General features: G+C 59.0%; 12 protein-coding genes. 8 read left to right on the top strand and 4 right to left on the bottom strand.

Annotated elements, in window-relative coordinates; genetic code table 11:
- Positions 1-18 precede the first annotated feature (18 nt).
- On the bottom strand, positions 19-891 hold the full coding sequence (locus F4X57_12080; protein ID MYC07888.1) for a site-specific DNA-methyltransferase: 873 nt from the start codon (positions 889-891) through the stop codon (positions 19-21).
- Between the two features lie 237 nt (positions 892-1,128).
- Between F4X57_12080 and pdxA the strand changes: the two genes are divergently transcribed.
- From pdxA to F4X57_12060, 4 genes are all read left to right on the top strand, one after another.
- Complete coding sequence (gene pdxA, locus F4X57_12075; protein MYC07887.1) at positions 1,129-2,133, top strand: 4-hydroxythreonine-4-phosphate dehydrogenase PdxA; 1,005 nt, start codon at positions 1,129-1,131, stop codon at positions 2,131-2,133.
- A 74-nt stretch (positions 2,134-2,207) separates the two neighbouring features.
- Positions 2,208-2,393, top strand: a complete 186-nt coding sequence (locus tag F4X57_12070; protein ID MYC07886.1) for a hypothetical protein — start codon at positions 2,208-2,210, stop codon at positions 2,391-2,393.
- 85 nt (positions 2,394-2,478) lie between these two features.
- On the top strand, positions 2,479-3,303 hold the full coding sequence (locus F4X57_12065; protein MYC07885.1) for a pyrroline-5-carboxylate reductase: 825 nt from the start codon (positions 2,479-2,481) through the stop codon (positions 3,301-3,303).
- Complete coding sequence (locus F4X57_12060) at positions 3,304-3,558, top strand: YggT family protein (GenBank protein MYC07884.1); 255 nt, start codon at positions 3,304-3,306, stop codon at positions 3,556-3,558.
- Positions 3,559-3,694: 136 nt separating this feature from the next.
- Here the strand turns inward: F4X57_12060 and F4X57_12055 are convergent, their stop codons facing one another.
- The gene (locus F4X57_12055) at positions 3,695-4,975 is read right to left on the bottom strand and encodes a phage portal protein (GenBank protein ID MYC07883.1); all 1,281 of its coding nucleotides are present in this window, start codon (positions 4,973-4,975) and stop codon (positions 3,695-3,697) included.
- A gap of 47 nt (positions 4,976-5,022) precedes the next feature.
- A complete protein-coding gene (locus tag F4X57_12050) occupies positions 5,023-6,417 on the bottom strand; it encodes a hypothetical protein (GenBank protein MYC07882.1) in 1,395 nt (464 codons plus the stop codon).
- Between the two features lie 333 nt (positions 6,418-6,750).
- Between F4X57_12050 and F4X57_12045 the strand changes: the two genes are divergently transcribed.
- Positions 6,751-7,542, top strand: a complete 792-nt coding sequence (locus F4X57_12045) for an SDR family oxidoreductase (GenBank protein ID MYC07881.1) — start codon at positions 6,751-6,753, stop codon at positions 7,540-7,542.
- Between the two features lie 79 nt (positions 7,543-7,621).
- Here the strand turns inward: F4X57_12045 and F4X57_12040 are convergent, their stop codons facing one another.
- Positions 7,622-9,178 carry a glycoside hydrolase family 32 protein gene (locus F4X57_12040; protein MYC07880.1) on the bottom strand — a complete coding sequence of 519 codons (1,557 nt, stop codon included), beginning with the start codon at positions 9,176-9,178 and terminating at the stop codon, positions 7,622-7,624.
- A gap of 745 nt (positions 9,179-9,923) precedes the next feature.
- Between F4X57_12040 and F4X57_12035 the strand changes: the two genes are divergently transcribed.
- The 3 genes from F4X57_12035 to dnaA all read left to right on the top strand — a co-directional run bounded on the left by F4X57_12035 (position 9,924) and on the right by dnaA (position 13,059).
- A complete protein-coding gene (locus F4X57_12035; GenBank protein MYC07879.1) occupies positions 9,924-10,589 on the top strand; it encodes a hypothetical protein in 666 nt (221 codons plus the stop codon).
- Between the two features lie 177 nt (positions 10,590-10,766).
- A complete protein-coding gene (locus F4X57_12030) occupies positions 10,767-11,489 on the top strand; it encodes a haloacid dehalogenase type II (protein ID MYC07878.1) in 723 nt (240 codons plus the stop codon).
- A gap of 127 nt (positions 11,490-11,616) precedes the next feature.
- On the top strand, positions 11,617-13,059 hold the full coding sequence (dnaA, locus tag F4X57_12025) for a chromosomal replication initiator protein DnaA (GenBank protein ID MYC07877.1): 1,443 nt from the start codon (positions 11,617-11,619) through the stop codon (positions 13,057-13,059).
- Positions 13,060-13,173: the final 114 nt, after the last annotated feature.

The raw sequence follows: 13,173 nt of genomic DNA, 5'->3' as shown, positions 1-13,173 counted from the left end.
ATCCGTGGAGCGGCTCAGTTAGATGGGCAGGGATTGTCGCACGCCCTTGCCTAGGCGTGCGCCGGACTGCGCCGCGTATTGCTCGTTCAACTCGATGAGGACAGCGCGACGGTTGGCTTCTATTGCCGCTACGCCAGTAGTTCCTGAGCCTGAAAACGGGTCGAGAATCAGATCGTGAGGACGGCTCCCTAGCAGTATGCAGCGCCTAGACAGTTCTCTTGGAAAAGTAGCAGGATGTGGCTTGCCACTCGCGTCTGGTCCTAGTACCCAATAATTTCTGAGGTTCGCGCCAGTTTCTTCTCGCACCGCCTGGTTATCGTAGTAGTATCTCGCAGTTTTGGAGAATAGGAATACTTCCTCTGTAGCGTTTGACGGTCGATTCTTGACACTTTCCGGCATGGGCGCTTTCTTCACCCATGTTATGTTTGAGCGCAGTATCCAGCCGTCTTCTTGCAGCGCGAACGCCACGCGCCAAGGCAATCCCATCAGATCGCGGTCCTTAAGCCCCCAACAGCCCGGCACCTTGCAATTGCGCTTTTGGATGAGTTTCCTGGTATTGCCCACTCGTGCATTTGGACCGTGCCTGCCAACCCCGCCGTTGCGCGCGTATCCGTCACCGACATTCAGCCATAAAGTGCCGTCATCAGTCAGCGTTCTTCTAACCTCACGGAAGATTGCGACAAGGTTTTTCACATAGTCTTCGGGAGTGTCTTCAGCGCCTATTTGGTCGGAGTGCTGGTAGTCTCTCAATCCCCAGTAAGGCGGTGAAGTAACACAGCATTGGACGGATTGTGAGGCGATGCAGGGCAATATATCCCTGTTATCGCCCACCAACACTTCGACATTGGCAGGTTTAGAGTTGCTCGTACCTATATTGCTATCGTCAACCATAGCGCGCTCCCAAACTGTTGTCTCATTCTAGTATGATCAACATTCCGCGTCAAAGGCGCGTGTGGTCGTAATAGTTGGCATTCTCATGTCCTACCCCGTCTTAACCTTCCATCCAAAAATGGAAGCAACTGCCACAACATTCATCACTGCCAGCCGATAGGTTATAGGTTATAATGAGCGGGTATGCGGTTGGATGATGGGTTTTGGGACGATGTAGCTTTGCGCGAGGTACTTCTTATGAGCGAACGGCCACTGATGGCGATTACTATGGGCGATGCGGCGGGGATTGGCGCGGAGGTTACCGCGAAGGCGCTACAGGATGAATGGGTCTATGAGAAAACGCGGCCGTTTGTCGTGGGCAGCGCTGCCGCGATGAATGCCGCCCTCGAGCTTATCGGCGCATCCGGCACGGCGCGCGTCGCGCACTCGGTCGAGGATGTCGCCGGAGAGCACGGGAACATCGATGTGCTGGACTTGGAAAACCTCGACTATGGCGCGATCGAGTATGGCAAACTGTCAGAGGCGGCGGGCAAGGCGTCCGTCGAGTGGATTCTGCGCGCGGGCGAACTCGCCAGCAGCGGCGCGGTGCAAGCCATCGCCACCGCGCCCATCAATAAGGAAGCGTGCAGCCTCGCCGGATACACCGACATAGGGCATATGGAGATTTTCCAGAGCCAGACGGGCGCGAAGGAAGTCGCCACGATGCTCACCGCGAACACGCTGCGCGTCGTGCACCTGACCACGCACCGCTCGCTGCGTATCGCCTGCGACTATGTTACCAAGGACAATGTGCTTGCCAAGCTGCGCCTCACCGACGAGTGCTTCAAGCGCTGGGGCTTCCCTGCACCGCGCATCGGCGTCGCCGCGCTCAACCCGCATTCCAGCGACGGCGGCTTGCTGGGCGACGAAGAAGCATTGCAAATTACCCCCGCTGTGGAGGCGGCGCGCGCCGAGGGCATCAACGCCACCGGTCCCGTGCCTGCCGACAGTGTTTTCCCACAGGCGATCGACGGCAAGTACGACGCGGTGCTCGCGATGTACCACGACCAAGGGCATATCCCCATCAAGGTGCACGACTTCGCCAAGAGCATCAGCGTCAACCTAGGGCTGCCGTTCATCCGCACATCGGTTGACCACGGCACGGCATTCGACATCGCGGGCAAGGGCATCGCAGACGCGGAAAGCATGCTGGAATCCATCCGCGTCGCCGTGTCGCTCGCCAGCGACAGCAAACTGCCTTAAGAGTTCTCAGTGTTCAGTTAGCAGTATTCAGTGCGATGTTTGCTAACAGCATATGGACGGAAGGACTTGCGGATATGGCAACCAATGAGCAACGCCTATCATCACTGGAACAGAAAATTGAGAACGAACAGGAATGGCGTCGCGATATGGTAGCGTGGTTTGACAAGCGTTTTGACCGGCTGGAAAGCAACCATCGATGGCTATTCGGCTTGCTGATAACGATACTCGTTGCCATCATCGCCAGCAACCGGATTGGCTAGACCGACTTTCAGCGACGGGATAGTTCCCGTTAGCGTTGTGAATACGGACAGGGTTATTCGGGTATCTTGTCCAACCATTTAGATTATGTCTTGGGGCGTTGAAATGAAATTGGCATTCATCGGCGGCGGCGTGATGGCGGAATCGATTATCGGCGGCGTGCTTGCCGCCGGGCTGACGCCACCGCAGGACATCGGCGTGGGCGAGCCTATAGCCACGCGCCGCGACTACCTGACGCAGACACACGGCATTAAAGCATTCGCCGCCAACGCGGACGCCATCGACGGCGCGGATTTGGTGATTCTCGCGGTCAAGCCGCAGGCGCTGTCCGAAGTACTCGTATCGGTCGGCAAATCGATGGCGCCGGCGCAGACGCTCGCATCCATCGTGGCAGGCGCGACTATGGACACTCTGCTCGGCGGGCTGAACGGGCAGGGCGCGGTGATACGCATTATGCCCAACACGCCGGCGCAAATCGGCGCGGGAATGAGCGTGTGGACGGCGACCGGCGCGGTGTCGCAGCCGATGCGCGAGGCAGTGGGCGACATCCTGCGCACTCTCGGCGACGAGGTCTATGTGCCGGACGAAAAGCTAATAGACATGTCCACCGCGCTCAGCGCGAGCGGCCCGGCGTATGTGTTCCTGTTCATCGAAGCGCTGATAGACGCGGGCGTGTATCTGGGCATGGCGCGCGATATGGCACGGCGGCTGGCGTTGCAGACCGTATTGGGTAGCACGCAGCTGGTGCAAGAGACGGGCAAGCATCCGGCGGAACTCAAGGACATGGTGACATCGCCGGGCGGCACTACGATAGCGGCGTTGCGTGCGATGGAAAGCGAAGGGTTCCGCGCCGCCGTGCTGGATGGAGTAATCGCTGCCTACGACAAGTCGCAGGAGCTGGGGAAGAAGTAAATGACCGCGTATCTGTCAATTTTCATCACCATCCTTTTTTACTTTCTTTGGGCGGCGATATTGGGGCGAGTCATAATCTCATGGATCAACCTGTCGCCGGATAATCCGATTGTGCAGGTTCTCTACGGCATTACGGAACCCATACTCGGACCAATACGCCGAGTGCTGCCCTCGACAGGCATGCTAGATCTGTCGCCAATGGTCGCGCTAATCATAATGATAATAGTCGAGCGTATTCTGCGAAGCCTGCTATAGCCGACGCGACTTAACATCGATGGACAGGATGGGAAGGATGGGATAGCCCATCCCCCAGCCTATCCAGCCTATCCATCTTGTTAGCCTCCGTTCCCAATCGGCGTGGGCAAAGGGAACTGACCGACTGACATACTGACTAACTACTCCCCAGCGGCGGCAGATTCATCTCGCGGCGCACTTCGTCTATGGTCATTATGCCTGCCTGCACGTAGATGCGGCGGCGCTTTGCCTTGTTCTCTTCGCTTTCTTTCAGCGCTTCCACGCCGCTTAGGTCGAACTGCACCGTCAGCGTGTCGTCGCCGAAGTACGGCAGTAGGTGCTGCTGGAGCGCCTCGCGGTAGAATTCGAGCTGCGCCGCGATGGTGTCTTCCCAGAACAGCCGCCGCGCCGTGCTGAAGTTCGAGAATGTCGTGTTCTCCAAGTCGCCGACCATCACCTTCGGCACGCCGAACACGCGCGTAACATCCTCAAGGCTCCAGCGCAGGCTTTCGATGTACTCCATGTCACGCGGGCTGAATCCGAGATTGCTCGCCTTCATGCCAGGGCTAAGCAGCGCCGGTCTGCGTGTCTTCTCGACGCCCTGAAATCGCGATTCCCAACGCGCGTAGAAGTCGCGCACTTCTGCGTCCGTGGGTATGCCTTCCATCTCGATGATGATGCCCGGCGTGCTGTCGTTCTGCAGCAGCTTGCGGTTCGCCCGCAACGCGTCCATGCCCATATCGGCTGATTGGCGCAGCGGCGCGATAGGCGACAGCCCCGCATATTCGTCAAGCGGGTTGAAGTAGCGCATCCATACCACATCTTCCGGCAGATACGGCACGAGCGCGCCGCCCGCGCCCATATACACGAAGCCCTTGATGTAGCGCCGCTCGTCCGGTATGAGGCGCATCTTGTCCGGGCGGAGCGGCCAGATTTCCACGATGCCGCCGTGTTCGTCGCGCTCCAATCCCCAGAACGCGGCACCCCACAGCGACAGGTATGTTTCGGTCGCGCGCCACAGGTCGCTGCGGCTCCAGAACGGGTTGGGCGAGTCCAACAGCCGCTGCAGGGGATGCTCCGCTCCGACAGGCTCGGTGCCCGCTCTCGCATTCAAGCCGTCGTCGCCTAGTCCGCGAGTTCGTGATGCAGGCATGCGCCGCATAACGCGCAACGGCAGCCGCGCAATGGCATCCTGCCGCACTTTGATCGCCGCATACACGATAGCCGAGCGCGGGTAATACTCGCCAAACGCCGTCTGCGCCCAGCCCGAACCGCCACCACCCATCAGCTCGCCAAACCCGTGCGTATATCCACCGGCATAGTCCGCCGCCGCGCCCGCGCTTCCATGTCGCCCAACATGCCGCCGACGCATCACCGCCGAAAACGCCCTAAAGCCCTGCCCAATGTCCTTCACGATGCCCACCTGTATCCTCCTCATCCCAAATCCATCCCATCCTATACATCCTGTTTAACTATCCTGTTAAATTAAACCCATATCTTCATCCGTAGCCGCGATTGCAGTGGTGCGAATGTCATCGCGAGCGCGTCCGCTTCGTCGGGCGAATCCGAAATATCACGCTTGCTTTGCAGCCTTATGCGTCCCCTGCTGTCGAGGCTGTACTCGCGGCTGCTGACTTGTCCGATTAGCTTTTCGTCGTTCTCGGTATCCAGCAAGCCGTCGAGGTAGTGTTCGCGCATCGCCCACCAGACTTCGGCGTTGCGATTGGCGAATCGGTCGGCGCGCTTGGCGGTACGTCCGCCGTTGAACGGCTCTATGCGCGCCGTGCCAAGCCCGACTTCGCGCACTCTGTCCGTTACGCCGCCGCCAACGCCCACATCGTCGATGACCAGCGCATCGACCGCATGCTCGTCGCAGTATGCCTTCAGGATGCCCGCGACTTCCATCGTGTCGTAGCCGCGCACGCGCCGCACGATGCGCGCCACGCCGCCTTGCCGCCGCATCACGACGGTGTGGTCGTGCCCTTTACGCGCGACATCGCAGGCGACGACAATCTCGCCGTCGGGCGTCAGCGCGCGTTCAACGGCAGCCTTCGCCGCGCTCAACGGCACGACCATCTCGTCGAGGTTCTCCGGGAATTGCCCCAGCACCGAGCCGATGTACCTCGGCGAGTCCTCCCCCCATTCCTGCTTATGGTCTTCCATGTCTTCGAGCGTCATCATGCCCGGCACGTCTATGTGCCCTTTGGCAATGTTCGGCGTATCCGCTGCGCCGATTTGCACCGTCTCCCAAAGATGGCGATGCAGGTGATGCGAGTCGTAGAACACACCGCCACTGCTGAACGGGTTGCCGGTCATAAGCAGCTTGGACGGGTGCAGCCGCCGGATGGCATGGTAGTATTCGTCCGGCACGGCGTGCGCCTCGGTGATGACCGCCAGCAGGTTGGGCGAGTGAAAGCCGAGAATCTTGTACGGCGAGTTGGATGTGAAGCCGAACGCGAATGTCTGCTCGTCGATTTCGTAGCGCGTCTTCGTCATCTTGCCGGGGAACTTGTCCGCCGCCTTGCCATACGCGAAGCGCACTTCGTTCCAAACGATGTCCTCGACCTGCCGCAGCGTGGGGCCGGTTACGATAGCCTTCGCCGGCGAATGGCGGTGAACCCACCACAGCACAACGCGCGCGGTCGTCCAGTCCTTGCCGGAGCCGTTGCATCCCACGACCGATATGCGCCGCGCCTCCGAGTCCACCAGCCGCAATATCTCCTGCTGCTTGCCGTAAGGCTCCTCCCCAAGCGTCCCCTCCACAAACTCTAGCGCCGGCATGTCTCCCAGAATGCCGGCGCTGCCGCCTGCATCAGCATCCCAATCGCGTTCCCCCATCAGGTCGAAATAGTTATAGTTAGCGTCATGCAATCCAGCCAAATCCTCACCACCCATCCCACACTAATCCCAATATCGGGTCAATTTCGCCCGGCGCTCCGGCGCATCGCAGTAATCGTAATCCCTCACAGTAATAGCACAGGGTAATCCTCAGAAAGCAAAAGAGACGCACCCACAAAGGCTCGTCCCCAGCTATATTGATAGTAGTACATATATGCTATATTGTCAAGGCGCAGGTTGGGAATGCGGGAGGCGGGATGTGGAAACTGACAAGGATGGACCTGCCATGTCCATCAATGCTAATGCCCCGTCCTGTTTCGTGATACGATAGCGCATACTACGAAACGCTAACGCTGGACCGCTAGGAGTGTGAAGATGGCTCGCTTGGAAGGAAAAGTCGCCGTGATTACCGGGGCAACGGGCGGTATCGGGAATGCCGCCGCTAGGCTGTTCGCAGATGAAGGCGCGAGCGTCGCCCTGGTGGACATCGACGAGGCGAAATTGCAGGATGTGGTGCGCGAGATTGGCGAGGACAAGGCAAGTTACACCGTCGCGGATGTTACGCAGCCGGAGCAGTCGCAGGCGTATATCGATGCCGCAGTGAGCCGCTGGGGTGGCATCGACATACTGCTGGCGAACGCGGGCATCGAGGGCACGCTGTCGCCCATCCCCGACTATCCCATCGATGTATTCGACCGCGTGATGGCGGTCAATGTGCGCGGCGTCTGGCTGGGCATCAAGTACGTCGTGCCGGTGATGCGAGAGCGCGGCGGAGGCAGCATCGTCATCACATCGTCCACCGCGGGCATCGGCGGGTCGCCGGAGATGTCCGCGTACAACACCAGCAAGCACGCCGTCATCGGGCTGATGCGCTGCGCCGCTCTCGAAGGCGCGCCGGACAACATACGAGTGAACACGGTCAATCCCGCGCCCATCGAGACCCGCATGATGCGCTCCATCGAAGAGATGCGAGTCGCGTCGATGGACGATGCGCGCGTCACAGTCGAAGTTACAAAGCAGTCGTTCGCCGACCGCATTCCCCTGCAACGCTACGGCGACCCGGAAGAAGTCGCGCGGATGATGATGTTCCTAGCCAGCGACGAAAGCAGCTTCAGCACCGGCGGCGTGTACATGGTCGATGGCGGCCGCTCCGCCGGCGCCCGGTAAATTGACATCGATGCACAAGATGAGCAGGATGTGGGCAATATCCTCAGGATAGGCGCACAAGAGGCGCACGCCTATCACATCACTCCCAAATGCTCGCCATCTGCCATATATCGAACGCCGCCAACCGCGCTCCGCTGCCGCGCGCGAAGACGGACACGCCGCTGCTGTCGTCGCGCTGCGGGTAAGTGCGCAGCGTCAGGCATTGCTTGTCGTTGGCGAACACTTCTACGATGCTGCGGTCAACGAACACACGCAGGCGCAGCGGCTCGTCCGGCGCCAACTTGATGGGCCCCGTCTCCGGCGTGCGCGCGAACACATCCGCGCTCTGCGAACCTTCCGAGATGTCGATCTGCAATGAACTCGTGTCGAAGCGGCGATGGTCCCGCGGGTACAGCGATACGCGCGTGCGCTCCTTGCCGTTCGGCGAGCGCAGCACATACAAGCCCACTTCCCGCGCATCGCCCGGCTCGATGACTGCCTGAATCTCCACCGTCTTGCCGCCGATGCCGTCCAGCACAACCTCATCGTTTGCCGGAATGTTCATCGGCGCGACCTGCTTATGTTCGCCGCGCAGCGACTCCATATTGCCCGCGACCGCCATGCCCAGCGTGCCGTCGTCCGCCAGCCAGTAATGGCGCGGCAGCGACATGATGTTGTCCCAGCCTGCCGCCGGCTTGCCTTCCTTGACATTGAAAATAGCGGTGAAGCGCCCATCCGGTCCGATGGCTGCGGACGGCGCGTGCAGCGCGCCTATCGTATATGAGCCGTAGTTCATGCGCTGGTGAAAGTCGGGCGTGAAATCGTGCGCAACAGGGTCGTAGTCGCCGACATAGCACCGTCCCGACCGCTTATGGCTGAACAGCAGCAGCATGTGCTTGCCGCTGGGCTTGCCGTCTTTGTCGCTCAGCTGCCAGAAGACGGGAACGGCTTGGTCTTCGCCGCGCTCGGCGTAGAGTTTGTCTTCCAGCAGCGCGCCGATGTGCTCCCACTCCGCCAAGTCCCGCGAGCGAAACAGGTGGTCGATGCCTTGGCAGTCCACACCGCGCTCGCCGTCCTTGTATGTGCCCGACAGCGCGTAGTAATAGCCGTCGTCCTGCTTCCAGATGCACGGGTCGAACACGCGATACGGCGAGCCGTCTTCGTCGATAGGCACGATGGGGATGATCGGATTGTTCGCATGCTTGTGCCAGTTCAGCAGCAGCGGATCGGACGCGGTGGCGATGGCATTGCCCGATTCTGTGCCGTGATAAATAGCGATAACGCGATCGTCCTCCACCAGCGCCTGCCCGCTGTAGCAGTCCTTCTCGGTGTCCGGATAAAGCGCGATAGGCAAGTCGCGCCAGTGCACCAAATCGTCGCTGACCGTATGCCCCCAGTGCACGCGGTCGTCCTCGCCGCCGGGCCTGAATTGGAAGAACAGATGCCACCGCCCTTGCCAGAAACACAGGCCGTTCGGGTCGTTCATCACATTCTGCGGCGGCGAAAAGTGGAACGCCGGCCGATACGGATCGGATGCAAGCCGCGACCGCGCGTCCGCAAACGCGCGCAGCGCATCGTCCGCATCCAGCGCGCGAATCTGCTCGTCGAGCGCATTCGGGTATGCGGGACCGTATAGAGGCGGATAACTGGTAGTCATTGTCGTAATCAACCTCTGTTGTGCTTGTATAAGCCGTTCTCGCTTTTAGTCGATCAAGGCGACTAGGGATCGGCGTTGTCGGGATGCTCGGTTGCCAAGTGTGGCAAATCGGCGCGTGAATTAGCTGTGGAATGTCTCACTTGGACAAGTCTTTCAGCTAGACGGTCGGCTGTCAACTCTTCGCCATCCGCCCGCGCCGCAAGCCGCTGAGCGATTATGCCTGAATTCAGCCTGACGGCAAAGTGCCAGCGCCCAACATCCTACGACATAAAATGGCAGGCTTCAAACGGCGCGCAGCCTTTGATTTTGCCTTGTTGTGCGCCTATGCGTTTGCTATATTTGGACGCAAAGTCAAATCTGAAGGTCGCCAATTGTAACCCTAAGCTAGACCTGCGCGAGATGTCCTTGAATCTGCACAATGTCGGAAACGGACACTGGAGAAAATCCACTATGGTTAGATTTCCCGCTACTCCGCTGAAGGGAACAGGAAACTGCTGGACCCGGGGCGGACAGTAGGGTTGGTTGCCTGCATACTTCCAAACAGGACGCATCCGCCACAACGGTCGCCGCCCTCACACCCCGCGCCATAAGCCGTGCCAATGCCAATATATTCGACAACTTTCGAGACGATTTCGCAGATGCAGCCAATCCGCCAATTGTCATTTCTGCGAAGATGAAACGCATATTTTCATAATCCTGTAAGATCATTCATTGTTAGAAACAGTCCATACCGAGGATGACCAGCATGCTCAATTTCGCCAGATTCTTGCTCTTGATTACCATCCTCTACAACGTCATAGAAGGGGTTATCGCGCTGTGGTCCGGCATCGCGGCGGGTAGCATCTCGCTTGTCGCATTCGGAGCGGATAGCTACATAGAAGTTGCCGCCGCTTCCCTAGTTCTCTGGCGGTTGGGCATTGCGGACGAAGAGTACGCGGAAGCCGTAGAGCAGCGGATCGTGCGATTCATCGGCTGGACTTTCCTAATCCTGTCGGCGGCGATAGTGTTCAGGTCGGGGTGGGCGATAATGGGGCACAGCGGCGCGGAGGAATCACTGATAGGCATCATACTCGCGCTGGTATCCATAGTATTCATGCCTCTCATAGCAATCTGGAAGCTCCGCATAGCGGCGAAGGGCAACCTGCAATCCATCGCTATAGAGGCGAAAGAGACAATAGCCTGTTCATACCTCTCCCTCACGCTGCTCACCGGTCTTGTCGCCAACGCTATGCTCGGCTGGTGGTGGCTTGACGCGGCGACCGCCCTGCTGCTCGTGCCTTGGCTAGTCCGCGAAGGACTGGAAGGAATAGGCGAAGAAAAGCATCACGAAGAACTTCAGCTATGCTCATGCCGCCCGTGCCTGTTCGGGCTGATAACGTGCACCTGCAACACGGAATGCTGCACGGCTTGACCGCTTAAACTTGCACAATACACCCAAGCGAGGAATAACATCGATAGGTCGGATGCGCAGGAGTGAAGAATACCCAACACCCATCGCATCTATGCTACATTATCGTCCTATCACCTCATCCTGGCCGTCCTGTTCGGCGATGTAATTCAACCCGCAGCGGAAAGGCGCAACACAACCATGACCGATCTGATGAAAATCAAGGCGCTGACATTCGACGTTGGCGGCACCGTATTCGATTGGCGCAGCGGCATAGAAAAGGAAGTCTCTCGTCTCGCAGCCGAGCAAGGCGCGGATGTCGATGTGTCGCAATTTGCCACAGACTGGCGCAGGTGGATGTTCGTCAATCTCGCGCGAGTCCGCTCCGGCGAGCTGTCGTGGCGCAACGCCGATCGGATTCACCGCGACGTCCTGGACGATGTGCTCGACAAGCACACCGGGCTGACGCTTTCCGCATCGGAGCGCGACGAGCTGAACGAAGTTTGGCACAACCTGGGCGCGTGGCACGACGCCGCGGACGCCATCAATCGGCTGCGCAGCAGGTACACGACAATCGTCCTGACCGTGCTCAGCTACGCCATCGCGGTGGACTGCTCCAAGCACAACGGCATCATCTGGGACGGAATCCTGTCGTGCGAGTTCCTAGGGAACTACAAGACCGACCCGGAGGCATACCAGACGGCGTTAAGGCTGCTGCGAGTCGAGCCGTCGGAGGCGATGATGGTTGCCGCGCACGAACGCGACCTGTTGGGAGCGCAGGCAATCGGAATGCACACCGCTTATGTCCACCGCGAAGGCGAATCCGATGCCTTTCCCGGCACATCCACCCTAGCCGCCGCCACAACGAAATTCGACATATCCGCGGCGGATTTCCCGGATTTAGCAGATATGCTGCTGGCGTAAGCGGAGTGTCACCCCTCCATATTTGGTCATAATCAGGAACATTTGACGCCTTGCGAAACGGCGTGAAATGGCAATAGCATGCGCGGATACGATGAGATTTATCGTTTAATTCGGGCAGGCGACTGCAATACAATTGCGCCGCCCGACGGGGAGGTCGTCAGTGTCTAGCCGCGCGCAACAGCCGAGTCAGATATGGGACGCAGCGCTAGGCGAACTGCAACTGCAAGTCGATCGCACTGCCTTCGAGACATGGTTCAAGAAGACGGACGGCGTCGCGCTCAACGACGGCGAGTTCGTCGTGGGTACCGAGACCGCGTTCATATCCGAGATGCTGACCAAGCGCATGTCGCAGATAGTCGAACGCGCCGTCGGGCATGTGCTCGGCGAGCCAACATCAGTGCGCTTCCAAGTGCTGACGCATGCGGATAATCTCGCCAACGGGCAGTCCGCCAATGACAATGACACCGGCGCAGATGGCGATCGCGATGATTCGCAGACGGCGTCCATAGCAGACGCCGCATCGTCGCATCCGGCGCCCGCCGCATTTGCGCCTGCACCGTCTCTGAACGCGCGCTATACCTTCGACCGCTTCGTTGTGGGCAAGTCGAACGAACTCGCGCATGCGGCGGCGCGCGCCGTAGCTGACAACCCGGGCAACGCCTACAACCCACTGATGCTGTACTCCGAGGTCGGCCTGGGCAAGACGCATCTGATGCACGCCATCGGGCATCAGGCGCTCGGTAAGGGCATCGATGTGAGATACACGACGGCGGAGGATTTCACCAACGAATACATCCGCGCCATCCACGAAGGCACGACCGAAGAGTTCCGCCTACGATACCGCAGCGCGGGCATGCTGCTACTGGACGACATCCAGTTCCTCATCGGCAAGGAGCAGACACAAGAAGGTTTTTTCCACACCTTCAACTCTCTGTACATGTCCAATGTGCAGATAGTCATAACGAGCGACCGACCGGCGCATTCGCTGAAGATTCTCAGCGAGCGAATTAGCTCGCGCCTGAGCAGCGGCTTGAGCGCGGACATCCAGCCACCGGACTACGAGACGCGGATGGCTATTCTGATAGCGAAGTCGCGGCAGATGAGCGTGGAAGTCAGCGATGAAGTGCTGGAACTGCTTGGCGCGCGCATATACAGGAACATCCGCGAACTCGAAGGCAGCCTCAACCGCGTGATCGCTTATGCGGACCTGATGCAGCGGCCCCTAGACAAGGAGCTGGCTCGTCAAGTAATAGCGGACACGCAGGATGAAAGCGCAAGACACCAGCCATCCGAGCGCGAGGTCATCAACGCAGTATCAGAGCATTTCGGAGTTGCTATTGAAGATTTGCGCGGGTCCAAGCGCGACAAAAAGACTGCCCTGGCTAGGCAGGTAACGATGTACATCCTGCGCGAGGACGCTAACATGAACGCCACTGCGATCGCGCACGCATTACACAAAAAACACCCTACTGTTCTACACGGTTGCAAAACCATAGAGACACAGCAAAATGTCAACCAGAAATTGCGGCGGGACATTCTGAGTGTGCGGGAAGCACTGGCTACGGGGTGAGTACGATGGATGTCTTTGACTTCTGACACAGCGCAGATTCAACAGTCCGAAAAGACTATGGCTACTACATCTGTCAACTGTGTACAAAAATCTACCACACTTCCTTCCCTCGCG

The organism is Chloroflexota bacterium, assembly GCA_009840355.1.
GTDB lineage: Bacteria > Chloroflexota > Dehalococcoidia > Lucifugimonadales > JADFKI01 > Bin90.
This window is presented reverse-complemented; position numbering and strand designations above follow the sequence as displayed.